This window comes from Paenibacillus tianjinensis (genome assembly GCF_017086365.1).
Classification (GTDB): domain Bacteria; phylum Bacillota; class Bacilli; order Paenibacillales; family Paenibacillaceae; genus Paenibacillus_AQ; species Paenibacillus_AQ tianjinensis.
In genome coordinates, this window is the sequence record NZ_CP070969.1 from 5,820,598 (window position 1) to 5,846,793 (window position 26,196).

The following is a 26,196-nucleotide window of genomic DNA, read 5'->3' on the forward strand; positions in this document are numbered from 1 at the left end:
GGAGCAGTATCCGTTTCTGTAGAAAACTTAATATCTTGTAGGATATATTATTTCCCGTCCACGCGGGACATAACCTGTTGCGTCAGCGCAGCTACCTTGTCTTTTGCATTCTGGAGCGATTCACCGCGAACGGCAAAATACACTTTAATTTTCGGCTCTGTGCCGGATGGGCGCAGGCAGAACCAGGATCCGTCAGACAGCAGGTACTTCAATACATTTTCCTTCGGCAGGCCATTCAGGCCGAGCGAGTAATCAAGGACCTCGGTTACAGAGGCACCGGCAATTTCCTGTGGCGGGCTAGTGCGCCAGTCATTCATAATTTCCTGAATTTGCGCTACACCGTCTTTACCCTTGAGCGTGCGGGACTCCAGGCTTTCCAGGAAGTAGCCAAACTGCTCATACAGCTCCTGGAGGACATCATACAGCGTCTTGCCCTGCGCCTTGTAATAGGCACCCGCTTCTGCTATTAGCATAGAGGCAAGCACGGCATCCTTATCGCGGGCATAATTGCCCGCAAGATAACCATAGCTCTCTTCATATCCAAATAGGTAGGTATACTCCCCGGACTGCTCGAATTGGGTCATTTTCTCCCCAATATATTTGAATCCGGTCAGTGTATTAAATACGGTAGCGCCATAATGGGAAGCTACGGCCGCCCCCATTTCACTGGTAACAATGGTCTTAACCACTGCACCATTGCTTGGCAGCTTGCCTTGTTCCTGCAGACGGCTCAAATAGTAATGGATCATCAGCGCACCGGACTGGTTGCCGGACAGAACCACGAATTTGCCTTCATTGTCGCGCACAACGGCTCCCATACGGTCGGCATCCGGATCGGTTCCGATCAGCAGATCAGCGCCCAGCTCCTCACCCAGCTTAATCGCAAGGGTGAACGCTTCGCGTTCCTCAGGATTCGGAGACTTGACGGTAGAAAACTCAGAATCCGGCTGCTCTTGCTCCGGTACGACATGAACCTCAGTAAATCCGATCTTCTTCAAAACGCTGCGGACTGGCAGATTCCCTGTTCCGTGCAGCGGAGTGTAGACAATTTTGAAATCACGGCCAAGTGTAGATGTGATTTGTTCACGGGCAACGCTGACAGCCGCCACCGTATCTGTAAAGGCCTCATCTTCCTGCTCTCCCAGCCAATGCAGCAAGCCTTGGCTCTCGGCTTCTTCACGGGAAATACGTTTTACACCATTGAAGGAATCAACCTCCAATATGTAGGAAATAACCTTTTCCGCTTCATGCGGAACCAGCTGTCCGCCTTCGGAATTATACACTTTATAACCATTGTACTCCGGAGGGTTATGGCTGGCTGTAATCACTACGCCCCCAGTAGCCTTCAAATGGCGTACAGTGAAACTCAGCTGTGGTGTGGACCGCAGCGAAGGGAAGAGATGCGCTTCAATGCCGTTACCAGCCAGTACGAGCGCTGCCTCCAAAGTAAACTCCGGTGAGAAACGGCGGGAATCATGCGCGATTACGACAGAAGGTCTGCCTTCCCCGGTATGCTGTTCCAGAATATAATTAGCGAACCCTTGAGTAGCTCTGCCTACTGTGTAACGGTTAATCCGGTTGCTGCCGGCACCAATCACACCGCGCAAACCGCCTGTACCAAATTCTAAATCTCTGTAAAAGCGCTCTTCCAGCTCTTGCGGCTCATTCGCAAGAAGGTTCAGTTCTGCCTTGGTGTTCTCGTCCACAGAAGGGTCCTGCAGCCAGCGTGATAAAGTTTCTTCGGCTTTCGGGCTTAATTGAGTCATATGAATCTCTCCTTCTCCATCTATGATATATGATTTTATAACAGGTACTAGCTTAGTGCGAACATAATTTCTCCGGAAGCGACGATCTTGCCATCCACTTTGGCAGTAGCTTGGCCTTTTCCGATGCTGCCCTTAAGTCTGGTAATCTCCACTTCCAGTGTAAGCGTATCGCCCGGCACTACTTGGCCACGGAAACGGAATCCGTCCAGACCTGCCAGAAAACCAATCTTCCCGCGGTTAGCTTCAACTCCCAGAATGGCCACAGCTCCGACCTGAGCCAGCGCTTCGGTGATCAGCACACCCGGCATAACCGGATATCCCGGAAAATGGCCGGCGAAGAACGGTTCATTCACCGTCACATTCTTGATGCCTACTGCCCGTTTGCCCATTTCTATTTCGATAATTTTGTCCACCAGCAGAAATGGAGGCCGGTGGGGGATTATTTCTTGAATTTCATTGATATTAAGCATGTTGGCAAAGCTCCTTTCGGATATAACCGCGTGTTCAAACAATCCCTGCTGCTGAACTCAGCATATTCTTTGCTAAAGGCTGCATAAATATGGACTGCTTCGGAAAAAACTATAATTATCCTTCACGACCTGCAGCAGTGGAGGTTGAGATAAGGGGCTTTCTCCGCCGCACGCGGCAGCATGGCGGAGAGGGCCCTTTTTGGACTTATCAGTAAGCCTATATCCGGGCGCCCCCTTAGTCCCCAATCATTATACATTTTCCAGTATAAAAAAGAAAACTCCCCTGTACAACAAGGGAGTTCTAAAAAAGCTCTAAATTAAGGTGCGAACACCAGATCATACACATGCTTCCATGTGCTCCACTGGAGCACATCACTGAATTCTCTTTTGCCCAGGATGACATATCCGGCAACTAACCCTCCTGCAAGTGCAGCTATCAGCAGCAGAGGAATCAGAAACCACTGAATGATCGTCCATTTGGATACACCGCGCCGTTTCACCGGCTGCTGGGTTTCCTCTTCGGGCTTATGTTTACTCTGAACACTCATTCCTTCACCTACCCGCGCATATTGTTGGCCAGGCCAATCATCTGGTCACTGGAAGAAAGCGCCCGGGCGGCAAGCTGATAGGTACGCTGAATCTGCATCATTTCTGTCATTTCCTTGCTGAGATCCACATTGGACTGCTCCAGATAACCGGAACGCACGCCTACTGCTGAAGCTTCACCAGGTGTTCTTTGAAGAAAGGCCTGGTTCGCAGTAACCCCTTCAGGAAGGACATAGAAATTACCATCCACAGCCTGCAGCGCAGTCTTGCTAAGCGGCTCCACAATCATGATTGTGCCCGCTAGCTGTACAGGATCGTTCTCGCCGCTCTTGGTGAGTACCCGGCCCTTCTCATCTATCGCAGCACTTACATTGGCAGGCACTGTCAGCGGATTGCCTTCTGTATTCAGGACCGGATTCCCCGCATTGTCCACCAGCATCATACGTTTAGTGTCAGCCGGATCAGGCGTAAAGTGAAAATCACCTTGGCGTGTATAGGCAGTGCCCCCGTTGACCTGAACCCCGAATAATCCATTCCCCTGCAGCGCCAGGTCTGTCGGATTACCGGTCTCCTGCATTGTGCCTTCTTCCCAATTGCTTGTTACCGTAGCCACACGGACACCAAATCCGATATTAAAGCCGAGCGGCGTACTGCGGCCAGGCTGGTCGTACTCCTTGGACTGCTGCTGAACACGGGTCAGCACATCCTCAAATGAGCCTTCCTTGCTCTTGTAACCATTCGTGTTCATATTGGCAATATTATCTGCAATGATATCCAGCCGTGCCTGAAGACTGGACATCGAGACGGCTGCACCGATTGTTGAATTGTTCACAGATCAAACCTCCCAAAAGCTTAATAAGCATTGCTGCTGCGGCCTATACTCTGCCCACTTCATTCACTGTCTTCTGCAGGCTGCTGTCATAGAATTGGATGACCTTCTGATTGGCCTCATAAGCCCGGTAGGCAGCGTTCAAATCAACGGTTACCTGGGTAGCATCGACGTTGGAGCCTTCCAGATAACCCTGGCGCACCTGCAGATTATCTCCGGCATCCGCATACCGGATTTCAGCAGCATCTGCATCATCCGCATGGAACACACCATTCCCGTCACGCACCAGCTCCTGCGGTTTGGTGATAACACTGATGCCGAGCTTCGTTCCGGAAGGAAGACCTGTAGCCGGATCCAGCAGATTACCCTGCCCGTCCACTTTAAGATTATCCTGCGGCTCTGTCAATACCAGCGGATTGCCGGCGGCGTCCAGTACCTTGAACCCTCCAGAGCTTAATACTTCTCCCGCTGCATTTACAGTGAAGCTGCCGTTTCTTGTATATAAATTGTTGCCTTCATTATCTTGAACAGTAAAGAACGCCTGAGGCCGGTAAATAACCTCACCGTCGGCATTTACATATTTACCCGAGCCGTCAAAAACAATATTCTCGCCGGTCGCAGGATCTTGCACCAGCAAGTCGGTGGATAACGCAAAATCATAGGGCTTGCCGCTTTCAATCAGATCGCCCTGCAAATATTGCGAAATCGATTGCTCGGCAAACACCCCCGTATTGAGGCGGCCGACCTGCTTCGTAGTGCCTCCGCTCATCGCGGAGATCAATACCTCAGGAAAAGCGTGGCTGACGCTGTCGACCTGCTTGTACCCCGTTGTATTCATATTGGCAATGTTCTGCGTCGCCGTGTCATGTCTACGCTGCTGCGTAACCATACCGGCAGCGGCCGTATATAATCCTCTAATCATGAGGGCAATTCCCCTTCCTGAATCTGCTGTTATCCCTTATATCGGCAGCTTAGAACTTTTTCTTAACGACCTTGTCCAAATGATCTAGCATAATCCCGGTTCCCTTGACCACGCAATGCATCGGATCTTCCGCCACCCAGACCGGAACATGCAGCTGTTCAGAGAGCAGCTCGTCCAGCCCGTTAAGCAGTGCGCCGCCGCCCGTCAGGACGACTCCACGGTCAATTATATCTGCAGACAGCTCCGGCGGTGTACGCTCCAATACCGATTTGGCCGCAGCCACAATCATCGAAACCGGGTCCCACAGCGCTTCCTTCACCTCGCCGGACGAAATCGTGAGCGTCTGGGGAAGTCCGCTTACCATGTCCCGTCCCCTGATATCCATCTCGGCCTTCATGCCGCCGGGGCGGACCGAGCCGATGGAAACCTTGATATCCTCAGCGGTACGTTCACCGATTAACAGTTTGTACTTCTGCTTAATATATTTTAAAATGGCCTCGTCGAACTTGTCCCCTGCGACTTTAATCGAGGAGGCGGTAACGACGTCGCCCATGGACAGGACAGCTACATCCGTCGTTCCGCCGCCGATATCGACGACCATATTTCCGCTTGGTTGATAAATATCCATACCCGCTCCGATGGCAGCGGCTTTAGGTTCTTCCTCCAGATAAACATCCCTGGCCCCGCTGCGTTCGGCTGCTTCCCGGATTGATTTTTGTTCAACTGATGTTATGTTCGTGGGGGCGCAGATCAATATGCGGGGCTTAGAGTACCAGGTACGTCCGCCAACGCGGTCGATGAAATACTTCAGCATCATTTCTGTTATGGCAAAATCAGCAATGACACCGTCCCTGAGAGGACGAATGGTAGTAATATTGCCAGGTGTACGTCCAACCATGCGACGTGCCTGTTCCCCAACCGCAAGGACCCGCTTCGTATCACTTTCAAGTGTGACCACGGAGGGTTCATCCAGAACGACTCCCCTCCCTTTGACATGAATGAGCACATTGGCAGTGCCGAGATCGATTCCGATATCCTTGCTAAGCATAATGAAAGAGCCCCCAAAGTGTTATTTTAAATGAGAATAGTTAGTTAGTACCAAATTTAAAAATACCATACTTTAGGGGAAGTATACAATGCGCTAAAACTGAATAATAGCTTAAAAATCCAAAAAGTTCATGGCTTTGAGGCTACAGCAACCTCGCGTTTTTTACCGGTCGTTTTTTTATACTTAATTTTTGTCGCTTCTCCCCCCCGCAGATGACGAATCGATTTGTGATATTCGAGAATGTGCTTCACCTGATCCGCTAAATCCGGGTTAATTTCCGGCAAACGTTCGGTTAAATCTTTATGCACCGTGCTCTTTGATACGCCAAATTCCTTGGCTATGGTCCGGACCGTATGCCTGGTTTCCACGATGCAGCGTCCGATTTTGATCGTCCGTTCCTTGATGTAATCGTGCACGCTCCCGCCTCCCAACTGTGGATAGTTTGGTACATTATATGAGGGGCGGGCCTATATATTCGCGCTTTCAGGACGTGACAAGCCCGGGAAGGCTCATTTTATTTCATGGACAACCATAAAGAGCCCGGAATTCGCGGAATGGGACTAAAGAGGTGTTTTTAGTAATAAGCTTAGAGTTACGCCACCGTGGAGCGCACAAAAAAAACAGGGGGCGAGCGCCCCCTGAGTAAAAATGCATTTTAGCGTTGTGTCAGCAGATCAGACGGATTTACAGGTTTACCATCCTCGTACACTTCAAAGTGCACATGGTTGCCAAGATCCTTCTCAATTTCACTGCGTCCCGCTGTTGCCAGCGTATCGCCCTGCTTCACTTCATCGCCTTGCTTCACTTTGATATCACCGAGGCTCTGATACACGGTCTTCAGATTACCGGGATGGGTAACTTCAACAACCTTGCCGAATACCGCAACATCTTCCACCCGTGTCACCTCACCGCTAAGTGCAGCTTTGACATCAAACGTTTTGTTATCTTCACGGGCGATGTCGATGCCGTTATTGGTTACAAAGGTGTTGTCATACTGTACCATGGCTGCAACGTGATTTTCTTCGGTTCCATTTTCATCGTAGAACGGTTTGACCACTTCCACATCACTTGGGCTGGCCACCGGCCAAGCCAGGTTTTCTGCCGATGCGACAACTTCGACTGCTGCAGGATCTCCAGCTGTACCGGCTTCATTGCCGGAACCAGCGGTGTCCTGTGAAACTACGGCGGCGGTGTCAGAATTCAGCGGCTTCTGGCCGGCATCCTGATAGAACCACACCAAGGTTAGTATAAGAGCCGCTGCCGCCGTGTAGACTGCCGGGAATACCCAGCGTCTCGATAATACTCTGTTCCATGAAGAAGGCTTAGCGCCTGAATCTCCCTGCTTGTTTTTGAGAGATTCATCATGGGTTTGTTTGTTTTTGTCTTGTTCATTCATAGTTTATCACCTCAGTAACCAGTGTTACCGGGCGATCCGCTTTTATACGTATCTTTTAAGTTATTTTTTCAGAAGAGTTGAGACTTGGGTAAAAGAGATGCCGCTGTAGTAGTGTTTGAGAATCTGGGTGGCCGTGCTGCCTTCCTTAGCCATCCCGTTCGCCCCCCACTGGCTCATTCCTACTCCATGCCCGTTTCCGTAGGTAGTGATGAGTACTTTACTGCCTTGCCGCTTCCAGGTGAACTGGCTGGAGCGCAGCCCCAGCTTCTCGCGCACCTCGCGTCCGCTGAACACGGTCCCTCCGATGGAAATCGCCTTGACCCGGTGTCCGTCAGTGAGCGACAGGACCACAGCCGGCAGAGCAGAGGAAGAAGAGGCTACCGGATTCACCTTCCCGGTTGCGGACAAACCCGCGGAGGCTGGAAGGGCTTTGGACTCCAGGCCCAGCTTGCTGAGCAGCTCAGGGGTGCTGAAGCTAACCGTTACCGCAAGATTCGGTGTAATCGCCAGCTCCCATGGGCTGGCTACGCTGCGTAAATAAGGAACGGCAAAATTCCAGTAGTCTTCCGAATTTTCGGTATAGCCCCCGCTGGAGGCGAAGAAGGAAGCCGTGATCGGCTGCCCCTTATAGGTCATGATCACTCCGCGCGTCTCTAAAGCCGCGCGGCGGAGCTTGGCCAGTGCGGCGCTTTTGCCGCCGTGCTCCCAATCCCGTTCCAGCGTGGCCAAGGATACGTAAGCCTGATGGCTTACCGTATCACTCACATCCGCCTCCGGAACGGGCACCCCGCTGTGGTCGCCGGCCATCAGGCGGCGGACAATGAACGTGCGTGCGGCCACGGCCTGCGCTTTGAGCGCTTCGAGCTCAAAGTCAGCAGGCATCTCGGCCGCCAGCACGCCGCTGACGTAGTCCTCCAGCGGCAGGGTCTCGATTTGTCCGCTCTGCGACAAATAGACGGAGACCTCCGGCTGCGGGGCTTCCGCAGCCGTTCCCGGCGCAGCCGGGGAGGCCGTGGCCTGCGGCACGGCCGGCGGCACCGGCTCATGTCCCCCGCGCAGCGGGACAAGAGCCAGCGGCAGCAGCAGCCCCGCAAGCAGCGGGGCTGCCAGCCAGGCGGCGGGGGCCAGCCGCCGAAGCCGCGGTGCGCTGCCCGGCCGGCGCACCAAGCGGCGCTTCTGCATTTGGCGTTTCAGATAGCGAAAATCTCTCATCTCTATGCTCCTTCCGTAAGTCACCGGTGATTCTTATAGATATGAATTTCCGGGTGCTGCTAGAACGCTATTCTGAGAGTGAGAGAGTTCAAAAAAACAGAACCTAAAAAAGACTGCCCCGCATATGCGGAGCAGTCTTCGTCGTTATTTACAATAATTATACCCAGGTCGGCTGAATCTGGAAGCGCGGCTTCAGCTCTTCACTTCTTGCCGTTTCAGGTTTGAGGACCTCTTCCTTTACAACCGGAGCAGGCGACTCTTCCATGGAAATCCGCCATATGTCCGCACCAAGTCCCGACAGTTTCTCGGCCAGATTCACATAACCGCGGTCAATGTGATGGGTTCCGCTGACTTCTGTAGTCCCTTCGGCAACAAGCCCTGCCAAAATAAGTGCAGCGCCTGCACGCAGGTCTGTAGCGCATACCTTAGCACCCACCAGCTGCGCATTTCCAGTCACAATGGCCGAACGTCCTTCGATCTTGATCTCAGCGTTCATGTTGTGGAATTCATCCACATGCATGAACCGGTTCTCAAATACCGTCTCCGTTACAACTGCAGTGCCTTCGGAGCGGAGCAGCAGCGCCATCATCTGCGACTGCATATCAGTAGGGAAACCAGGGTACGGCAAAGTCTTCAAATCCACAGCCTTCAACGGCTTGTCGCCGATGACCCGTATACCGTTCTCATCCGGGATAATAGTAACGCCCATTTCCTCCATCTTAGCAATAACAGGACCGAGGTGATCGGCAATTGCGCCTTCCACATACACATCACCGCCTGTAATCGCTGCAGCCGCCATATAGGTACCAGCTTCGATCCGGTCAGGAATCACATGATGTTTCACGCCATGCAGGCGCTCAACCCCTTCAATCCGGATAACGCCTGTTCCTGCCCCGCGGACAATACCGCCCATGCCGTTCAGGTAGTTGGCCAAATCGACAATTTCCGGTTCCTTAGCGGCATTCTCAATGACCGTAACCCCTTCAGCGAGTGCTGCGGCCATCATTATATTTTCGGTCGCTCCTACGCTGGCTACATCCAAATACACTTTAGCCCCGCGCAGCCGTCCGTTTGATTTCGCTTCAATGTAGCCCTGACCCAGACTGATTTCGGCTCCCAGAGCTTCAAACCCTTTGAGATGCTGGTCAATCGGTCTTGTGCCGATGGCACAGCCTCCAGGCAGGGAAATACGCGTATGCCCCATACGGGACAGGAGTGGGCCCATTACTAAGAAGGATGCCCGCATTTTCCGCACCCATTCATAAGGTGCTTCACAGGAAGTAATGCTTCTAGCATCAACCTCGATGATATCATTCTGGTATGTAACACCCGCACCCAGAGATTCCAGCACTTTGCTGATGGTCATTACATCGTCTAGCGGAGGAGCGTCCACAATGACGCTTACTCCTTCTTCTGCCAATAGAGAGGCGGCTATGATCGGTAGTACGGAATTTTTTGCGCCGCTTACTTTCACGCTCCCGGTCAATCTGTTGCCACCGCGGACGATAAATTTGCTCATTTCGGTTTCCCTCCGCGTCCATTATTTCTTAAATTAATTTTGAATGTAAGATGCAGCTGTTAAAATATTGAATATTCCGCCAGTGTGCCCGATGTGCGGGCACGTTCCTTAAACATCAGTGTTGACATAATAAAACCTTATTATTCGACATCATTTTCACTCGGTTGGCCTAAGACAGATATAACCAAACCCCTAGTCCTTAAAACATGTTACGAATCTGTCCGCTCCAGCTCAAGTAATCCAGCAGGAAGCCCGCCACGAAGTGGCCGAGGACGATTGCCAGCAGTAAGTGCAGCAGTCTGCCTTGTGGGCTCTTGGGATATCTTATGACCAAATCGAGCTTAAGGTTCTGAAGTGCCCACCAAGATAATACTACACAGAGCAAAGAAACGATCATCGAGACCAAACCGCTGGTACTGATCGCGCTGGACAAATCATCATACAACATTTGATCCATCTAACCCCTCCGTGTATATGTTACTTGGAAATCGACTCTTATATCATACTTGCGTAGATGAAAAGAATCCAGTACTTTTGCAAATTTTTAAACATTACATGCTCAGATAGCTTGGGTTGTTACTAGATAGTCACATAATCATAGTTTTGCTCCAACCAAGAAAAACGGCTTTATGGCCTTTTTAAGGACGGTATCCGTTTGTGCGAGATAGAGAAGAATAACTTAGAGTGTGAACCCTATAAATTCTTATCTTAAAAAAAAGCAGCCAAGCCAGAGGCTTGACCGCTTATTTGATTACTGTTGTCCTTTTCCAGTGGACACTTTGATCCGTGTAACGGCGCGTTGAAGCGCCAGCTCCGCACGGCGGTGATCAATATCATCCTGTTTACTGCGGGACTGAAGACGGCGCTGAGCCCGTTCTTTAGCCGCTTCGGCACGTTCAACATCGATATCCTTAGGAAGCTCGGCACTTTCGGCCAGCACGGTCACCTTGTCTTTATGCACTTCCACGAACCCGCCATGAACAGCGATTATGGTCGTAACACCATCCGCCTTAACGAACATCGGAGCAACCTGAAGTGGAGTCACAAGGGGAATGTGTCCCGGCAAAATACCCAGGTCGCCATCGGCTCCCTTTACAGTCAGGCTATTAACCTGCTTGGAGTAAACGAGATGCTCCGGCGTGACAATTTCCAACAGAAAGGTATTCACTTTCATTCCTCCTAAAAGCTTAACTTCGTTAAGCTCGCATCGAAAGCATAAGCTTAAGCTTTACGAAGTAAAGCTCGCTATCGAGAAGCATGATCTAAACAGAATTACATTGATTTCGCTTTTTCGACCGCTTCTTCAATCGTGCCTACAAAGAGGAAGGCTGCTTCCGGAAGATCATCATGCTTACCTTCCAGGATTTCCTTGAAGCTGCGAACCGTTTCCTTGATCGGTACATATTTACCTTTAAAGCCGGTGAATTGTTCTGCCACATGGAAAGGCTGGGACAGGAAGCGTTCAACTTTACGGGCACGGGCTACGATAACCTTATCTTCTTCGCTCAGCTCATCCATACCGAGGATGGCAATGATGTCCTGAAGCTCAGTATAGCGCTGCAGCAGCTGCTTAACGCCTTGTGCCACGTTGTAGTGCTCATCGCCGACAATTTCCGGAGCCAGGATACGCGAGCTGGAAGCCAGTGGATCTACCGCTGGGAAAATCCCCTTCTCGGAAATCTTACGCTCAAGGTTGGTTGTTGCATCCAAGTGGGCAAAAGCTGTAGCCGGAGCCGGGTCAGTATAGTCATCCGCCGGTACGTAGATCGCTTGGATCGAGGTAACCGAGCCCTTCTTGGTAGAAGTGATGCGTTCCTGCAATTGACCCATTTCCGTAGCCAGTGTAGGCTGGTAACCTACCGCAGACGGCATACGGCCAAGGAGCGCCGATACTTCGGAACCCGCTTGGGTAAAGCGGAATATATTATCGATAAAGAGCAGCGTATCGCGGCCTTCCACATCACGGAAATACTCCGCCATGGTCAGACCGGTCAGAGCTACACGAAGACGTGCGCCCGGCGGCTCATTCATTTGTCCGAACACCATTGCCGTTTTCTTGATAACGCCGGAGTCCGTCATTTCATGATACAGGTCATTACCTTCACGGGTACGTTCACCAACACCGGCAAATACGGAGATACCGCCGTGTTCCTGTGCGATGTTGTTGATCAGTTCCTGGATGGTTACGGTTTTACCTACGCCGGCACCGCCGAAGAGGCCGATTTTACCACCCTTGGCATAAGGGGCCAGCAAGTCGATAACCTTGATTCCTGTTTCCAGAATTTCTGCCTGCGTCGACAGTTCATCAAATGTCGGAGCAAGACGGTGAATCGGGTTGCGTTCTGCAACTACCTCAGCGCCGTTATCAATAGGATTGCCCAGCACGTTAAATACGCGGCCAAGTGTAGCTGCGCCAACCGGAACCGAAATCGGTCCGCCCTGGTCAATAACCTCAAGCCCGCGTACCAGGCCGTCTGTAGACGACATTGCGATACAACGAACCAGATTGTCACCCAGGTGATTGGAAACCTCAAGGGTCAAATCAATAGTGCGGCCGTTTTCCAAGCTGGTTACAATCTTGATAGCGTTGAAAATCTCGGGCAACTGGCCGCGTTCAAATTCAATATCGACAACCGGACCCATAATGCTTACAACGCGTCCTTTGTTCATCTTAATATTTCCCTCCTCGAAAGCTGTTGCATTGAGAAGAAACGGAACCCGTTTCTTAAGTCTTAAGACTGCGCGTTCGCTCCGGCCACAATCTCGGTAATTTCCTGTGTAATTGCCGCCTGACGGGCACGGTTATACGTAAGTCTGAGTTCACCGATCATTTTTGACGCGTTCTTAGTTGCACTGCCCATCGCTGTCATCTTCGCTCCCAGCTCACTGGCCTTGCCGTCAAGAACTGCACTGTAAATCAGCGTTTCCGCATATTTTGGAAGCAGCACTCCGAGTACGCCTTCCGGAGAAGGCTCGTATTCGTAGCTTGCGCTTGCTTCATGGTGATCCGTTCCGCTTACTGCATCCATTGGCAGCAGACGGTCAACCGTCGGTACCTGGCTGATGGCATTAACGAAGCGGTTGTAGCAAATATACAGCTCATCATACACGCCTGTTTCGAACTGCTGAACCGCTGAGTAAGCAATCGACTTGATGTCGGAGAATTTCGGCGTATCGGACAGCTCGGTGATTTCCTCTACAATCGGGTATTCACGGCGGCGTAAAAAGTCACGGCCTTTCCGGCCGATCACGAACAAAGCATACTCGTCTTTGGATGCATGCCGTTCTGCCAGCAGCAACGTGAGCTTCCGCAGAATATTGGCATTGTATCCGCCGGCGAGACCTCTGTCAGAGGTAACAATAAGATAAGCGGTCTTCTTCACCGGACGGCTCACCAGCATCGGATGGGTCACACCCTGTGTACCGGCAGCAATGTTCGATACGACCTCTTTCAGCTTCTGCGAGTAAGGACGGGCAGCTTCTGCTTTCTCCTGCGCTTTACGGAGTTTCGAGGCGGCTACCATCTCCATTGCCTTCGTGATCTGTCTGGTGTTTTGAACGCTCTTGATTTGACGTTTAATATCACGCATGCTTCTTGCCATGATTTCACCACCTTAGAGCTTTGACGAAGTCAAAGCTGACCTCGTAAGCATATACTGAGCTTTGACGAAGTCAAAGCTATCTTCGTAAGCATATCCCAAAGCTTTGGCAGTGCCAAAGCTCCGGTTCAGACTAACTTTGTATGTGTATAACGATTAGCTCGTCGCAAAGCCTTTTTTGAATTTATCAATAGCTTCTTTGAGCGCAGCTTCGTTATCTGCAGTCAAATCTTTAGTATCCGTGATGGATTTAACGATTCCGGCAGCGCTGGTGTCCACAAAAGCCAGGAATTCCTTCTCAAAACGTCTTACGTCTTTGACAGGGATATCATCCAGATGGCCTTTGACAGCTGTATACAAGCTGATTACCTGGTGTTCTACAGACAGCGGCTGGTTAACACCCTGCTTAAGAATTTCCATCATACGCGCACCGCGGTTCAGACGGGCTTGCGTAGATTTATCCAGATCGGAACCAAACTGGGAGAACGCCTGAAGTTCGCGGTATTGGGCCAAATCCAGACGGAGTGAGCCGGCAACCTTCTTCATTGCTTTGATCTGCGCGGAACCGCCTACACGGGATACGGAGATACCGACGTTGATCGCCGGACGCTGACCGGAATAGAACAGGTCGGATTCCAGGAAGATCTGGCCGTCGGTAATCGAGATTACGTTCGTAGGAATGTAAGCCGATACGTCAGATGCCTGTGTTTCGATAAATGGCAGCGCGGTTAATGAACCTCCACCAAGCTCATCGCTAAGCTTAGCCGCACGCTCCAAAAGACGGGAGTGCAGATAGAATACGTCACCAGGGAACGCTTCGCGGCCCGGTGGACGGCGGAGCAGCAGGGACAATTCGCGGTAAGCGGATGCTTGCTTCGAAAGGTCATCATAAATGACGAGGACATGCTCGCCTTTGTACATGAAGTATTCGCCCATTGCGCAGCCTGCGTATGGAGCGATATACAGCAGCGGAGACGGCTCGGATGCCGAAGCGGTTACAACGATTGTATACTCCAGTGCGCCGTGGCGGCGGAGAGTTTCAACAACCTGTGCTACTGTCGATTGTTTCTGGCCGATGGCAACATAGATACATTTCATGCCATTGCCTTTTTGGTTGATGATGGCATCGATTGCGATAGCCGTTTTACCGGTCTGACGGTCACCGATGATAAGCTCACGTTGTCCGCGGCCGATCGGCACCATCGCATCAATCGCTTTGAGGCCGGTCTGCATCGGCTCATGTACCGATTTGCGGTCGATAACGCCTGGAGCGTTATGTTCCACAGGACGGAATTCAGTGGTTGCAATTGGACCTTTGCCGTCGAGCGGCTGTCCGAGTGCATTCACTACACGGCCCAGCATAGCATCGCCAACCGGAACCCGCATGATTTGTCCTGTACGTTTTACTTGATCACCTTCACGAATTTCCTTGTACTCACCCAGGATAACAACACCGACGTTGCTTTCTTCCAGGTTGAGCGCCATGCCTACTACTCCGTTGGAGAACTCCAGCAATTCGCCTGCCATCGCGTTTTCCAGACCGTAGACACGGGCGATACCGTCTCCGACTTGAATGACGGTGCCAATTTCGGCCACTTCGATATCGGTTTTATATTGCTCAATTTGACTTTTGATCAAAGTGCTGATCTCTTCAGGTCTGATGCCCAATATCCTCACCCCTATCTTCTATGCTTATCGTTAAAAGATTTCTCGAGACGTGCAAGCTTACCGGAAAGACTGCCGTCATACAGCGTATCGCCGATCACGACCTTCAATCCGCCCAGCAGGCTTTTATCAATCAGATTCGTAACCCGGATTTTGCGGTTCGTCAGCTGGCTGAATTCTGCGGCAACACTGTCCTGCTCTTCTTGACTCAGGGCATATGTGGAGTACACGGTTGCATCTCCAATGCCGAGGGCGTCTCCTTCTATTTTGATGTACGTTTCCAGCAGATCAGCAAAAATATCGGTTCTGCCCCGCTCTACCAGCAGCTCTACCGTGTTCATCACCGTCGGAGAGACTTTACCCTGAAGCGCTGTACGCAGTACATTCAGCTTATCGGATTGTGAGATCCGCGGTGCAAGAATAAACCGTCTCACTTCCAGGTCGAGATGAAGCACCTCAACTACCATTTTAAGCTGTTCTTCCACTTCAAGTGTAATGCCTTTTTCCACCGCTGCACTGTACAGAGCTTTGGCATATCGTTTGGCAACTACCGTATCGCGGCTCATGATCGGCCTCCTACCTCTTTGAGGTATTGATCAACAAGCTGTTCCTGTTCGCCGTCAGCCTTAACTTCTTTTTCAAGCAGCTTGGAAGCGATTCGAACCGATGCTGTTCCCAGCTCGCTGCGCAGTGCTTCCACTGCCTTGTTTTTCTCACTTTCAATATCGCGGACAGCCTCGTCCTTAAGACGGTTAGCTTCTGCCTTGGCCTGCTCCAGAATACGGTCAACCTGATTGCTACTCGTAGCCTGCGATTGTTGAATGATGTTATGTGCCTCCTGGCGCGCCTGCTGCAGAGCCTGCTTCTGTTCTTCTACATAAGAAACAGCCTGTTCTCTGGTTTTGGACGCTTCATCCATTTGCTGCAGCACAAGTTCACGCCGTTTTTCCATTACGGAAAACAACGGCCCGAAAGCGTACTTGTTCAGCAAAAAGTATAAAATCCCGAAGGCAATGATAGCCAACACGGAAGATTCCCATACAAAAGACAATGTTAGACACTCCTTTCCGTTGCACGTTCAAGGTGAAAACTTATACATTCTTATAGTCTAAAAAGAAGGCGCGGAGGGCTGTTGCCTTCCCCGCCAAACATTTGTAAATCTTAAGCTCCAATGTAGAACATGAAAGCAAGTACTACACCGATGATCGGCAGGGCTTCTACCAGTGCGACCCCGATGAACATTGTAGTCTGAAGAGTGGATTTCGCTTCCGGTTGACGGGCGATACCTTCTACTGTTTTGCTGACAATCAAACCGTTACCAATACCGGCACCAAGCGCTCCCAAACCTACTGCAATTGCAGCTGCCAAATAAGCCATAACTCCCATTGTGTAAATCCTCCTCAAAGATATGTTTTAGTGTGTATTAATGAGCCAAACCTGAAGTATGCTTCACCCTTGGCATAAATCTTAACTCTTTGCGGCTGTCTAAGTTAGTGCTCGTCGTGGGTTTCCAGCATTTGCGAGAAATACACCATGGTCAGCATAACGAAGATGAACGCCTGAATAGTACCGATGAACAAACTGAAGCCTTGCCACACAATCAAGCCGAGCACTGAAGCAATCCAGCCTCCTACACCAAGCGCAGCCAATTTGAGGATAACCGATATCAGTACTTCTCCGGCAAAGATATTACCGAATAGACGCATACCGTGTGTCAAAAGCTTCGACACCTGCTCAATCAGATTGATTGGGAAGAAGAACGGGTAAGGCTCGAAATAGTGTTTGAAGTAATTTTTGGTGTTGCGGGTAATCCCCAGAATGTGCGACAGCAGGAAGATCATTACCGCAAGCCCCATAGCAACGGCTGGATCGGCTGTCGGTGATTTCCACCAGGCAACCCCCACTTCGATTTCTTCATGGGAAGCAGGATCTGCAGCTGCGTGAAGCTTATCAAGCTCCTTCACGACCGGCTCGATTTGCTTGCCAAAAATCTTGGCGTGTTCCGCATCATGATAATCCGTAACCACACCGAGCGGAAGTCCGAGCAAGTTACCTACAAACAGGAACATAATCAGCGCAAGACCCAAAGAAAGAAAAGGTCTGCCCTTCTTCAAATCCATCGTGCTGGAAATCAGTCCTTGAACGAATTCAACCGCCCACTCCAGGAAATTCTGCAGCTTACCGGGATTCTCGACCGACAAGTTGCGCGTAGCTAGAAGTCCGAGTACTAAACAAATGGTACAAGTCACTAATAGCATGAGCACGATAGAAAGGTCGATATGTAAGCCGCCTAGCATAATAACTGGTGATTTATGCATGTTTCTCACCCCTTTCTCCGTTGCAGCCTTTATCTTTCTCTACGCGAAAACCCAATCCCTATTATAATAAGAAGAATTGGAGCCAAGAGCAAACCACCAGCCACCGCAATCATATTGAAAACCTGCGGCGCTTTAAAGGCAACCATTACACCTAAGAGACTCAGTGCAGCACGGGTCAGAAACCCCAGGCTTACACGCCTCTTGCCTTCGCCAGCCATGGTATCCGCCACTTGCCGGACTTTATAGCCGAGGTAGGTCAGATTGATGCAGCCAATCGCTCCGCCAAGCGCCAAACCCAAAGCTATACTCCGGACATCCGGGGATAAAGCCGCAGCCAGAACGCAAACAACCACGAAGCAAAGTGTTGCCAACGCCAATACCTTGCGGTACCGGGACAAATCATCCATCACTTTCCTCCATGACAGCTTTAATAATGAAGACGATACCTGTTATTCCACACAGAACACCCAAAACGACACCCAGCGCCACTCCAATTCCGGAGCTGTTCCACTTGCTGTCAAGCCATTTCCCCAAGAAATAGCCCCCTAAAGTAAAGGCGGCCAAATCAATGCCGACGGCACTGACGAGACTCATGGCTTTGAGTGCTTTTCCCGTTTGTTTCTGCGGATCTGAGGGGGGTTCAGGACCCTTCATTTGAACACATCCTTAGAAGTCCCATTCATTTTACTGAATGTTACAAGAGTTTGTCAATCCAGCGAAAATCGGGGGTTTTTCGGATGAAAGTATGAAAATAATCACAGCAAAACATTCCAAAACCATATAAACCGTACAGTTTTACTGTATGTTGATTTTGGTCATTTCAAAATATCATTTCACAGCCTCAACGTTCACTTTGTGAACATTCTGTGAAATTCCTCCGGACGTTCTTCAACGGCTCCGAAATGGTGTAAAATCGCATTGACAATTCTCTCGGAGGCTTTGCCGTCTCCATACGGGTTGGCGGCCCGACTCATCGACTGATACAAATCCTGGTCAGTCAGCAGAGCATGTGTCCGTTGATACACCTTCTCCTCGTCCGTCCCCACTAACTCCAATGTTCCGGCCTCGATCCCTTCCGGGCGCTCGGTTGTATCACGCAGCACAAGCACAGGAACTCCAAAGGAGGGAGCTTCCTCCTGCAGGCCGCCGGAATCGGTCAATATCAGATGGGTATGCGGATAAAAATTGTGCAGGTCAACAACATCCAGCGGATCAATCAGCTTAATTCTCGGATGCCCGCCCAGAATCTCATGAGCCGGTTCCTTAACTGCAGGACTAGGATGCACGGGATAAACAATGGCTACATCTTCAAATTCATCAGCGATTCTTTTGACAGCACGGAAAATATGACGGTGCGGTTCGCCTTGAGACTCTCTGCGGTGCGCCGTCATTAAAATGAGTCTTTTTCCTGCTGCAAAATCCAATACAGGATGCCGGTAATCCGGCTGTACGGTATATTGAAACACATCGGTTACGGTGTTGCCTGTGATATAGATACTTGACTCTTTTTTGTTCTCGTGTCTCAAATTGCCGGCTGACCAATCGGTTGGAGCAAAATGCAAATCTGCCAAAACTCCTGTCAGCTGGCGGTTCATTTCCTCAGGATATGGGGAAAGTTTGTTCCAGGTCCGAAGTCCTGCTTCTACATGTCCTACCTGAATTTGCTGCAGGAAGGAGGCATAGCTGGCCAGGAAAGTCGTCAGCGTATCCCCGTGCACCAGCACCAGATCAGGCTTAGCTTCACGAAGTACAGGTTCCAGCCCCTCCAGCACGCGTATCGAGATTTCATTCAGCGTCTGGCGGTCCTTCATCACGTCCAGATCATAGTCGGGAACGATCTTGAAAACTTCCAGCACCTGGTCCAGCAATTCACGGTGTTGCGCGGTTACGCATACAACGGATTCAATATGCTCAGGGTGTCTGTTCAGCTCGAGCACCAGCGGCGCCATTTTGATCGCCTCAGGGCGCACTCCGAAAATCGTCATCACTTTAATTTTGGACATAAACCCCTAACCTCTCTTCTACTAGATAAGCAATCAAATCTATCGTATTTGTTCTATAATACTATGCCACTAATTACTTAGTTCCGTATAAACGGTCTCCCGCATCCCCAAGTCCCGGAACGATATATCCGTGATCGTTCAGATGATCATCAAGTGCAGCCACATAAATGTCCACATCAGGGTGGGCAGCTTGTACAGCAGCAACACCTTCTGGAGCAGCTATCAGGTTCATCATCTTAATCTGGGTGCATCCGCGGTTCTTCAGCGAGGTGATTGCCGCAATGGCTGAACCCCCGGTCGCCAGCATCGGATCGATAACGATCAGCTCACGCTCCTGCACATCCGTAGGAAGCTTAATGTAATATTCTACCGGCTGCAGCGTATCCGGATCACGGAACAGGCCGACATGTCCCACTTTGGCTGCCGGAAGCAATTTTAGAACCCCTTCAAGCATTCCAAGGCCGGCGCGGAGAATCGGAATCAGCCCCAGCATTCTTCCCGAAATTACTTTGCTCTGTGTTTCAGCTACTGGCGTCTGTACAGTAATTGTCTCCAGCGGAATATCACGTGTAATCTCATAGGCCATGAGTGTAGCCACTTCATCCACATGTTCTCTGAACTCTTTCGTGTTGGTCCGCACATCGCGGATAAATGTCAGTTTGTGCTGAATCAAAGGATGATCGCAAATCACCAATTTTCCCATTCTTGTCCCTCCGGTAATTATGAGTCTTGTTAGCTGTAGAAAGCGCTTTTGCTTCTTCCATGGCTAAATCTTGTCTATTATATCATCACCCGGTGCGTATTTCACCTCCGAAGGGAAAGTAACGCCCGGGAAAAAGCAACTTTAATCGAATATGCCCTCATAGTAAATTCCAGGAAACACATCCATCCCTCTGGTTATAAACTGCCTTTAGTTTGTACTGATTTGAACTTTTAATACTTTTCACACTTTTTTCACCGTTTCTGATGAAAATTCCATGAACTTTCATGGATATTTCAAAATATTTCTCGACATTTCTTGAACATAAATTGTGAACATTATGCAACTTTTACTGCATAGAAAAGCAAAAAAACCTTCGCAAAGACTGCCAGAAACAGTCTTTGCGAAGGCAGATTCAACTTCATTAAATCACGCAGGCGGAATTTTAGTACTGCAAGCCCGGATAGATCGGATATTGCTCTGTCAGCTTTGCAACCTCACGGGCAGCTTCAGCCAATTTGGCTTCATCCTTAGGATTCTTCAGGACATTTGCAATAATCCGGCCAATAGCCACCATTGCCTGCTCGTCCATACCGCGGGAAGTAACCGCTGGGGTTCCAATCCGGATGCCGCTCGTTACAAACGGGCTTGTAGGATCGAATGGGATTGCGTTTTTGTTCACAGTGATGCCAATGGAATCGAGTACCTTTTCCGCATCTTTCCCTGTGATATTCAGATTACGGGTATCAAGCAGCATCAAGTGGTTATCCGTACCGCCGGAAACAATGTTGACTCCTTCACCGATCAATGTTTCAGCCAGCACCTTGGCATTCTTCACAACATTTTGGGCATATGTCTTAAAGGAAGGCTGCAGCGCTTCGCCAAATGACACTGCCTTGGAGGCAATGACATGCATGAGCGGTCCGCCTTGCGAGCCCGGGAATACCGCTTTGTCAATAGCAGCAGCCCAAGGCTGTCTGCACAGAATCATTCCTCCGCGCGGTCCGCGCAAGGTTTTGTGAGTCGTCGTGGTCACGAAATGTGCATGAGGCACCGGACTCGGATGAAGACCGGCAGCAACCAGACCGGCGATATGGGCCATATCCACCATAAACAGAGCACCAACATCATTGGCAATCGAACCCAGCGCTTCAAAATCAATGGTCCGCGGGTATGCACTTGCACCGGCAACAATCAGTTTAGGACGATGTTTAAAGGCCGCTTTGCGCACTTCATCATAATCAATCAGGAAGGTATCTTCTTGCACGCCATAAGCTACAAAGTTATACAGCAGACCGGAGGCATTTACCGGACTTCCGTGCGTTAAATGACCGCCATGAGCAAGGTTCATACCAAGAACAGTGTCACCGGGATTGAGTGCGGCCAGATAAACGGCCATATTCGCCTGGGCACCGGAATGCGGCTGAACATTGGCATGATCGGCGCCGAACAGCTGCTTGGCACGGTCACGGGCAAGGTTCTCTACGATGTCAACATCTTCACAGCCGCCATAGTAGCGTTTGCCCGGATAGCCTTCAGCATATTTATTCGTAAGAACAGAACCCATGGCTTCCATTACAGCTTCGCTGACGATATTCTCCGAAGCAATAAGCTCAATGTTGGCACGCTGACGGCTCAGCTCCAGTCCCATTGCTTCCAGTACTGCCGGGTCACTCTTGCGCAATTGTTCCATTATTCTTATTTCCTCCCTGAGTATCTCTTAGTTTTAATAATACTTAACAATCCGAATTCCGCCATTTTCTTCAATCACACTGCCTGGAACCGCTTGTCTCTTGCGTCCGGTATACAGCGCGTTCTCCGCCGATCAGAGGCGGCCTGCTAAAGGCTGCATTCACTCTGGCGGAGCCAATGTAGCGCAGGCTCGGCCGGAAGGGTACGGCAACCCGACGCAGATGCATGCCGATCAGCGTCTCGCCGATATCGATCCCGGCATGGGCCTCGATGGTCTCAGCCAGAACCGGATCAGCCATGAAGCTGTAGGCGGCAGCGGCCATCGAGCCGCCGGCACCCGGGACGGGTACAGCCGATACCTCTCTCAGTCCAAGGGACTCCAGCAGGGAACGTTCCATAACGAGCGAACGGTTCAAATGCTCGCAGCACTGGTACACCGTATGAAATCCCCGTTCCTCCGCAATCTGGCGTATCCCCTGCAGCAGCTGCTGCGCCACTTCCAGAGCACCTCCGGTGCCGATGCGGACACCCGCAACCTCACTGGTACTGGCACCGACTACCAAAATTTTGCCGGGTCCGAGTTTACCGGCTTCAGCAAGCTCAGCCACTACAGCAGCGGTTGCCGCTGCCAAGGAAAGCTCCGCACCCGCCGGAGCCTCCGTTTGTTCCGGTATTCCGCCGGCTGCACGTTCTTCCCAAGAGTCCTGCTTCATGACTTCTTCCATCACTTCCGCCTCCCTCAGCGCATACACACTCACATTTTAAACAAAAAAGAGCAGTCCGCAGCAAACTGCGGATGTGCTCTTTTGCCCAGGCGACCGGCCGTTTATTCCAGTGCTCCATCGTGGTTTCATCCACACTTGTCGCCAGTTACACCGGAACCGGGTAATATTTATTACATCTTAAAGGATAGCCCGTGAAAAATCAACCATCTTTACAAACGGCGTAAGGACTCCAGCTTGTCGAGCAGACTATATAATGCAGTACGGATCTCAGCCGCCGTAAGCTCATAATCTTCCCGCGAGCCGCCGAACGGATCCGAAATATCGAAGCTTGGAATTCGCTGCCGGATTTCGATGATCCGCTGCAAATCGGCCGACTTCGGCTCCTTGCCCAGCGCCAGATTCAGCTCTGCTTCTGCATATAGGCTGTCCAGCTCGCTGATATCACCATTCACAGCTTCTTCATTATAGACATATTCTTTGAGCGTATGCGTCTTAGATACTGCACTCGGGAAATACTGAAGCAGATGCCGTTTATGACCGCCAGTCAGCGTCAGCACCAGATCAGCCCAATTCACGATCTCTGCGCTAAGCTGGGTAGAACTCATATGATCATTGATTCCTTCGTCCCGCAGAATGGCTGCGGCATGTCTGGATACGGAAGTGCCGGAAATGGCGGAGACGCCTGCAGACCGCACTTCCAGCTCGATTCCCCGCTCCTTCGCGAGCTTCCGCAAAAGCCCCTCGGCCATAGGACTGCGGCACGTATTTCCGGTGCAGACGAATAAAATATGCAGCATGCTTTCCACCTCCATGAATGGATGAATTAAATTTCTTTTGCCGTTATTGTATCAGAAGATGAACAGCAAGCCAAACGCCAGAAGAATTGCCCCGCCCAGCGCTTCCCCGTAATCGCCCAGTCCGCGGCTGACCCGCCTTCCCAGAAGCAGACCGGTAATGGACATAATGCCCCCGCATAATCCAAAGGCCAATACAGTTAGAACTATGCTATTCACAAACATTCCAAGGGACACACCCACAGAAAAGGAATCTACACTCACACTAAGCGAAATGAGCAGCATTCCCCAGAACGTCCCGTGATCTATTGTCCGGCTGCTATCCTCTTTCCGAAAAGAGTTAAACACCATATGTCCGCCCAGCAGCAGAAGCAGCCCGCCTGCGGCGTAAGTTGTGACTTGTCCAAGCAAGTGGCCTACATAACTGCCGGTAAACAAGCCAAGCAGCGGCATCAGTACATGAAAAAAAGCAATCAGCAGGCTGAGCTGCAGCACATGCAAAAGACGGATGCCCTTCATCCCGATCCCTACGCCGAGGGAAAATGCGTCCATCCCCAGTGCGATTGCCATAATGGCAATTGTTACAATCTGGCCCCACCCAGCATAAACCCCCGCCATGCCCATACCCCCAAAGTCCGAAAGTCTTGTACAACAACGATATGCGGACAAGGGGACAATCATGACTGAACATGAGAGGATACGGTGTCTGAGGGCACAACGTAAAAACGGCTCCACCAGGTGGAACCGCCAATCCCTACTGCACCACAACTATAATAACTGTGACTCAAGCCCACAACCCGCTAATCCAGTTCCACAGATTCTGCAGCATCTCCCACAGGAAGAATCGCACCTTAGGAGCCTCTGCTTCTCCGCCCGCAGCTTGGCCTGCGGTAGAAACGGTTTTCCCTTTATCTGAAGCAGCTATCTTCCCGCTTGTTCCCTCCGCTGCGGCGGCAGAAGCAGTATCCGTCCCCTTGGCAGCAGCATCACCGGATCCTGCATCGATGAAGCAGAGCGGCGGGAAAAGCACACACCACCAATTCTGTCCTTGCCCTGCCCCGAGGGTAACGCGCACCGCCTCATAATCTCCTGCCGGATATACGGTTCCCCCGTACATCTTGGTCGGGAATGGAACAACGCCCAGTTCAACTTTATAATCATACCCGATGCCTCTCTTCTGAAGTTCTCCGGCAACGAGATCATTCAGCTCCGGCAGATGACGCCTGATCAAGGCCCGTGCCTGCTCCAGGCTCTGCGGGTCTTCAAGAGCGGAGACCCACTGGTTCATCTGTTCAACAATTTTGTCGCGGATCTGGCGTTTGACCAGCTGGTCTGCGGCTCCGTCCGAATTCGCCAGAATACGCAGGCGGATGGATTCCTGCGGAATCGTAACCTCCGCTACAGCCGCATCACTCTTTTGTCCTTCCCAAACCATCATAAGCACCATCAAAAAAGAAAATAAAATAGCAGTATACTTAAAAGTTACTCGTAAGGAATCCTGTCTCTCCGGCGATATAAATCTCATTTCCAGCAGCCCCTCTCCCTGAACCATCTTATGTCTTCAGTATGTCCGGAGAAGAGAGACTGCAAACCTAGCAATCTATTAAAAGTTTACTAATGCCAGTGGCTTAGGGCCGCTCAGAAATGCAAGGCAGGTGCCGGCAGCTCATCCTCTACATCCTGTCCGTATAGCAGCACGCTCATGGCAATGCCCATGCTGGCCATATTAATGACAACCGAGGTGCCTCCGTAGCTGATAAACGGGAGTGTAATGCCAGTCAGCGGCATAAGTCCGATGTACGCACCGATGTTCTCAAGGATCTGATACAGCAGCATGGCCACAATGCCGATAATCAGAAACGGGCCTGCCCGGTCTTTGCACTCCAGGGCGATCAGAATCATCCGGTGAATCAGAATAAAAAACAGCAGTAGGAGCAGCGAAGCCCCGATGAACCCGAACTCTTCGGCAATCTGTGCAAAGATCGCATCCGAGTAGATCACGGGAATTTTATTCGACTGGACGGATCCGCCCTGCAGATACCCTTCCCCGCTCATTCCGCCTGAGGCAATCGCTATTTTGGCATTTCGTGTCTGATAGCTGTCATCACTGCTTGCCAGCTCCGGCACGAGCCAAGGGTCAAAGCGTTTGATGAAATGCTCGCGGCCGATGGTTGTACTCATAAAATCAGTCACTTGCTCGTGATAATGGATATAGCTGTAAATGAAGCCCAAGAGTGCAACCCCGGCAATCATCAGGCCAATCAGCGCATGTGTCCATTTAATCCGGCCGATCCACAGCAGGCCCACCAGAATAACCATATAGCTAAGCGCATTGCCCAGGTCATTCTGGCTGATGACCACCGCGAATGGCAGCAGGGCCACCAGACTCAGCGGCACAATGTCGCGCCAAAAGAGAAGCTGGCTTTTATTTTTACGGACCAGCAGAGAGGCTAGCGCCAGAATAAGCACCAGCTTAAACAGTTCGGCAGGCTGAAAGCTGAAGGATCCCACACTAAGCCAGCCCTTGGCCCCGTACTTCACCGTCCCGAAAAGACTCACAAGCACCAGGATCCCTACGCCTCCTAAATAAATGTAAAGCGCAAGTTTAACAAGCAGGCGGTAATCAAACAAAGACAATCCAAAAAAAGCCACAAACCCCAGCCCGTACCATCGGATCATCTGCAGGTGCATCCCGTCTTCATCCCGCCCGTGCGTCACACTGTATATCGATAAGATACTGACAGCCATAAGCATAAGCAACACGACAACAATGACACCGTCTATCTTTTTGACTCGCTGCAGCATAGGAAGAACTCCTGACTGTATTCGAATTTTGCCTTGCCGGCTTATCCATCGCAATCGCACAAAACTGGACAATTCCGTTATTTTCCATTCTAAAGCAACTTGAGGGTTCAATACAATTTTTTTGTTATCGCCCATATATTCCCTTAAGCTGCAAAAGAAAAACCGCCGGTCCCCATTCCAGATGGAG

The 26,196-nt window shown here is 50.8% G+C and carries 29 protein-coding genes and 1 riboswitch; all 29 genes read right to left on the reverse strand.

The window, feature by feature from the left end; all coding sequences use genetic code 11:
• Positions 1 to 47: 47 nt before the first annotated feature.
• Positions 48 to 1,766 carry a phospho-sugar mutase gene (locus JRJ22_RS27035; RefSeq protein WP_206102280.1) on the reverse strand — a complete coding sequence of 573 codons (1,719 nt, stop codon included), beginning with the start codon at positions 1,764 to 1,766 and terminating at the stop codon, positions 48 to 50.
• Positions 1,767 to 1,813: 47 nt separating this feature from the next.
• The gene (fabZ, locus tag JRJ22_RS27040) at positions 1,814 to 2,236 is read right to left on the reverse strand and encodes a 3-hydroxyacyl-ACP dehydratase FabZ (RefSeq protein ID WP_054942285.1); all 423 of its coding nucleotides are present in this window, start codon (positions 2,234 to 2,236) and stop codon (positions 1,814 to 1,816) included.
• A 317-nt stretch (positions 2,237 to 2,553) separates the two neighbouring features.
• Entirely contained in the window at positions 2,554 to 2,784 is a 231-nt protein-coding gene (locus tag JRJ22_RS27045) for a DNA-directed RNA polymerase subunit beta (protein ID WP_206102281.1), read from the reverse strand.
• Positions 2,785 to 2,792: 8 nt separating this feature from the next.
• Entirely contained in the window at positions 2,793 to 3,614 is an 822-nt protein-coding gene (locus tag JRJ22_RS27050; protein ID WP_206102282.1) for a flagellar hook-basal body protein, read from the reverse strand.
• A gap of 43 nt (positions 3,615 to 3,657) precedes the next feature.
• The gene (locus JRJ22_RS27055) at positions 3,658 to 4,533 is read right to left on the reverse strand and encodes a flagellar hook-basal body protein (protein ID WP_206102283.1); all 876 of its coding nucleotides are present in this window, start codon (positions 4,531 to 4,533) and stop codon (positions 3,658 to 3,660) included.
• A gap of 49 nt (positions 4,534 to 4,582) precedes the next feature.
• The gene (gene mreB / locus JRJ22_RS27060; RefSeq protein ID WP_206102284.1) at positions 4,583 to 5,581 is read right to left on the reverse strand and encodes a rod shape-determining protein; all 999 of its coding nucleotides are present in this window, start codon (positions 5,579 to 5,581) and stop codon (positions 4,583 to 4,585) included.
• Positions 5,582 to 5,709: 128 nt separating this feature from the next.
• Positions 5,710 to 5,997 (reverse strand): sporulation transcriptional regulator SpoIIID, encoded by a 288-nt coding sequence (spoIIID, locus tag JRJ22_RS27065; protein WP_019915029.1) that lies wholly within the window; start codon positions 5,995 to 5,997, stop codon positions 5,710 to 5,712.
• Positions 5,998 to 6,236: 239 nt separating this feature from the next.
• Positions 6,237 to 6,977, reverse strand: coding sequence for a stage II sporulation protein SpoIIQ (locus JRJ22_RS27070; protein WP_206102285.1), 741 nt, complete (start codon positions 6,975 to 6,977; stop codon positions 6,237 to 6,239).
• 60 nt (positions 6,978 to 7,037) lie between these two features.
• A complete protein-coding gene (gene spoIID, locus JRJ22_RS27075; protein ID WP_206102286.1) occupies positions 7,038 to 8,189 on the reverse strand; it encodes a stage II sporulation protein D in 1,152 nt (383 codons plus the stop codon).
• Positions 8,190 to 8,346: 157 nt separating this feature from the next.
• The gene (murA, locus tag JRJ22_RS27080; protein WP_206102287.1) at positions 8,347 to 9,708 is read right to left on the reverse strand and encodes a UDP-N-acetylglucosamine 1-carboxyvinyltransferase; all 1,362 of its coding nucleotides are present in this window, start codon (positions 9,706 to 9,708) and stop codon (positions 8,347 to 8,349) included.
• A gap of 199 nt (positions 9,709 to 9,907) precedes the next feature.
• Positions 9,908 to 10,165: a DUF1146 family protein gene (locus JRJ22_RS27085; RefSeq protein WP_206102288.1), complete on the reverse strand. Its 258-nt coding sequence runs from the start codon at positions 10,163 to 10,165 to the stop codon at positions 9,908 to 9,910.
• Positions 10,166 to 10,459: 294 nt separating this feature from the next.
• Entirely contained in the window at positions 10,460 to 10,876 is a 417-nt protein-coding gene (locus JRJ22_RS27090) for a F0F1 ATP synthase subunit epsilon (RefSeq protein WP_206102289.1), read from the reverse strand.
• A 104-nt stretch (positions 10,877 to 10,980) separates the two neighbouring features.
• Positions 10,981 to 12,378 carry a F0F1 ATP synthase subunit beta gene (atpD, locus tag JRJ22_RS27095; protein WP_206102290.1) on the reverse strand — a complete coding sequence of 466 codons (1,398 nt, stop codon included), beginning with the start codon at positions 12,376 to 12,378 and terminating at the stop codon, positions 10,981 to 10,983.
• A 62-nt stretch (positions 12,379 to 12,440) separates the two neighbouring features.
• Positions 12,441 to 13,310: an ATP synthase F1 subunit gamma gene (gene atpG / locus JRJ22_RS27100; RefSeq protein WP_206102291.1), complete on the reverse strand. Its 870-nt coding sequence runs from the start codon at positions 13,308 to 13,310 to the stop codon at positions 12,441 to 12,443.
• Between the two features lie 153 nt (positions 13,311 to 13,463).
• Positions 13,464 to 14,975, reverse strand: a complete 1,512-nt coding sequence (atpA, locus tag JRJ22_RS27105) for a F0F1 ATP synthase subunit alpha (protein WP_206102292.1) — start codon at positions 14,973 to 14,975, stop codon at positions 13,464 to 13,466.
• 11 nt (positions 14,976 to 14,986) lie between these two features.
• Positions 14,987 to 15,538, reverse strand: coding sequence for a F0F1 ATP synthase subunit delta (locus JRJ22_RS27110; RefSeq protein WP_206102293.1), 552 nt, complete (start codon positions 15,536 to 15,538; stop codon positions 14,987 to 14,989).
• A complete protein-coding gene (gene atpF / locus JRJ22_RS27115; RefSeq protein WP_206102294.1) occupies positions 15,535 to 16,023 on the reverse strand; it encodes a F0F1 ATP synthase subunit B in 489 nt (162 codons plus the stop codon). The genes JRJ22_RS27110 and atpF overlap by 4 nt, the downstream gene beginning before the upstream one ends.
• Positions 16,024 to 16,133: 110 nt before the next feature.
• Positions 16,134 to 16,358, reverse strand: a complete 225-nt coding sequence (gene atpE / locus JRJ22_RS27120; RefSeq protein ID WP_019914999.1) for a F0F1 ATP synthase subunit C — start codon at positions 16,356 to 16,358, stop codon at positions 16,134 to 16,136.
• A gap of 104 nt (positions 16,359 to 16,462) precedes the next feature.
• On the reverse strand, positions 16,463 to 17,290 hold the full coding sequence (gene atpB / locus JRJ22_RS27125) for a F0F1 ATP synthase subunit A (protein ID WP_206102295.1): 828 nt from the start codon (positions 17,288 to 17,290) through the stop codon (positions 16,463 to 16,465).
• 29 nt (positions 17,291 to 17,319) lie between these two features.
• Positions 17,320 to 17,697, reverse strand: a complete 378-nt coding sequence (locus tag JRJ22_RS27130; protein WP_206102296.1) for an ATP synthase subunit I — start codon at positions 17,695 to 17,697, stop codon at positions 17,320 to 17,322.
• Positions 17,690 to 17,944 (reverse strand): AtpZ/AtpI family protein, encoded by a 255-nt coding sequence (locus JRJ22_RS27135; protein WP_206102297.1) that lies wholly within the window; start codon positions 17,942 to 17,944, stop codon positions 17,690 to 17,692. Before JRJ22_RS27135 ends, JRJ22_RS27130 begins: the two co-directional genes overlap by 8 nt.
• A 194-nt stretch (positions 17,945 to 18,138) precedes the next feature.
• Entirely contained in the window at positions 18,139 to 19,293 is a 1,155-nt protein-coding gene (gene wecB / locus JRJ22_RS27140) for a non-hydrolyzing UDP-N-acetylglucosamine 2-epimerase (RefSeq protein WP_206102298.1), read from the reverse strand.
• 73 nt (positions 19,294 to 19,366) lie between these two features.
• A complete protein-coding gene (upp, locus tag JRJ22_RS27145) occupies positions 19,367 to 19,996 on the reverse strand; it encodes a uracil phosphoribosyltransferase (RefSeq protein WP_036699222.1) in 630 nt (209 codons plus the stop codon).
• A gap of 442 nt (positions 19,997 to 20,438) precedes the next feature.
• Complete coding sequence (locus JRJ22_RS27150; protein ID WP_269751888.1) at positions 20,439 to 21,689, reverse strand: serine hydroxymethyltransferase; 1,251 nt, start codon at positions 21,687 to 21,689, stop codon at positions 20,439 to 20,441.
• Between the two features lie 67 nt (positions 21,690 to 21,756).
• Complete coding sequence (locus tag JRJ22_RS27155; protein WP_206102300.1) at positions 21,757 to 22,410, reverse strand: TIGR01440 family protein; 654 nt, start codon at positions 22,408 to 22,410, stop codon at positions 21,757 to 21,759.
• A gap of 76 nt (positions 22,411 to 22,486) precedes the next feature.
• Positions 22,487 to 22,569, reverse strand: a riboswitch (ZMP/ZTP riboswitch).
• 50 nt (positions 22,570 to 22,619) lie between these two features.
• Positions 22,620 to 23,207, reverse strand: a complete 588-nt coding sequence (locus tag JRJ22_RS27160; RefSeq protein WP_206102301.1) for a low molecular weight protein arginine phosphatase — start codon at positions 23,205 to 23,207, stop codon at positions 22,620 to 22,622.
• A 51-nt stretch (positions 23,208 to 23,258) separates the two neighbouring features.
• On the reverse strand, positions 23,259 to 23,822 hold the full coding sequence (locus JRJ22_RS27165) for a manganese efflux pump MntP (RefSeq protein ID WP_408637857.1): 564 nt from the start codon (positions 23,820 to 23,822) through the stop codon (positions 23,259 to 23,261).
• A 166-nt stretch (positions 23,823 to 23,988) separates the two neighbouring features.
• Complete coding sequence (gene spoIIR, locus JRJ22_RS27170; RefSeq protein ID WP_206102303.1) at positions 23,989 to 24,729, reverse strand: stage II sporulation protein R; 741 nt, start codon at positions 24,727 to 24,729, stop codon at positions 23,989 to 23,991.
• A 113-nt stretch (positions 24,730 to 24,842) separates the two neighbouring features.
• Positions 24,843 to 26,009, reverse strand: a complete 1,167-nt coding sequence (locus JRJ22_RS27175) for an FtsW/RodA/SpoVE family cell cycle protein (RefSeq protein ID WP_206102304.1) — start codon at positions 26,007 to 26,009, stop codon at positions 24,843 to 24,845.
• Positions 26,010 to 26,196: the final 187 nt, after the last annotated feature.

Coding starts and splice junctions, on each gene's coding strand:
- JRJ22_RS27035 (WP_206102280.1), bottom strand. CDS start 1,766: ATGACTCAATTAAGCCCGAAAGCCGAAGAAACTTTATCACGCTGGCTG.
- fabZ (WP_054942285.1), bottom strand. CDS start 2,236: ATGCTTAATATCAATGAAATTCAAGAAATAATCCCCCACCGGCCTCCA.
- JRJ22_RS27045 (WP_206102281.1), bottom strand. CDS start 2,784: ATGAGTGTTCAGAGTAAACATAAGCCCGAAGAGGAAACCCAGCAGCCG.
- JRJ22_RS27055 (WP_206102283.1), bottom strand. CDS start 4,533: ATGATTAGAGGATTATATACGGCCGCTGCCGGTATGGTTACGCAGCAG.
- mreB (WP_206102284.1), bottom strand. CDS start 5,581: ATGCTTAGCAAGGATATCGGAATCGATCTCGGCACTGCCAATGTGCTC.
- JRJ22_RS27070 (WP_206102285.1), bottom strand. CDS start 6,977: ATGAATGAACAAGACAAAAACAAACAAACCCATGATGAATCTCTCAAA.
- spoIID (WP_206102286.1), bottom strand. CDS start 8,189: ATGAGAGATTTTCGCTATCTGAAACGCCAAATGCAGAAGCGCCGCTTG.
- murA (WP_206102287.1), bottom strand. CDS start 9,708: ATGAGCAAATTTATCGTCCGCGGTGGCAACAGATTGACCGGGAGCGTG.
- JRJ22_RS27085 (WP_206102288.1), bottom strand. CDS start 10,165: ATGGATCAAATGTTGTATGATGATTTGTCCAGCGCGATCAGTACCAGC.
- atpD (WP_206102290.1), bottom strand. CDS start 12,378: ATGAACAAAGGACGCGTTGTAAGCATTATGGGTCCGGTTGTCGATATT.
- atpG (WP_206102291.1), bottom strand. CDS start 13,310: ATGGCAAGAAGCATGCGTGATATTAAACGTCAAATCAAGAGCGTTCAA.
- JRJ22_RS27110 (WP_206102293.1), bottom strand. CDS start 15,538: ATGAGCCGCGATACGGTAGTTGCCAAACGATATGCCAAAGCTCTGTAC.
- atpE (WP_019914999.1), bottom strand. CDS start 16,358: ATGGGAGTTATGGCTTATTTGGCAGCTGCAATTGCAGTAGGTTTGGGA.
- atpB (WP_206102295.1), bottom strand. CDS start 17,290: ATGCATAAATCACCAGTTATTATGCTAGGCGGCTTACATATCGACCTT.
- JRJ22_RS27130 (WP_206102296.1), bottom strand. CDS start 17,697: ATGGATGATTTGTCCCGGTACCGCAAGGTATTGGCGTTGGCAACACTT.
- JRJ22_RS27135 (WP_206102297.1), bottom strand. CDS start 17,944: ATGAAGGGTCCTGAACCCCCCTCAGATCCGCAGAAACAAACGGGAAAA.
- wecB (WP_206102298.1), bottom strand. CDS start 19,293: ATGTCCAAAATTAAAGTGATGACGATTTTCGGAGTGCGCCCTGAGGCG.
- upp (WP_036699222.1), bottom strand. CDS start 19,996: ATGGGAAAATTGGTGATTTGCGATCATCCTTTGATTCAGCACAAACTG.
- JRJ22_RS27155 (WP_206102300.1), bottom strand. CDS start 22,410: ATGGAAGAAGTCATGAAGCAGGACTCTTGGGAAGAACGTGCAGCCGGC.
- JRJ22_RS27160 (WP_206102301.1), bottom strand. CDS start 23,207: ATGCTGCATATTTTATTCGTCTGCACCGGAAATACGTGCCGCAGTCCT.
- JRJ22_RS27165 (WP_408637857.1), bottom strand. CDS start 23,822: ATGGCGGGGGTTTATGCTGGGTGGGGCCAGATTGTAACAATTGCCATT.
- spoIIR (WP_206102303.1), bottom strand. CDS start 24,729: ATGAGATTTATATCGCCGGAGAGACAGGATTCCTTACGAGTAACTTTT.
- JRJ22_RS27175 (WP_206102304.1), bottom strand. CDS start 26,009: ATGCTGCAGCGAGTCAAAAAGATAGACGGTGTCATTGTTGTCGTGTTG.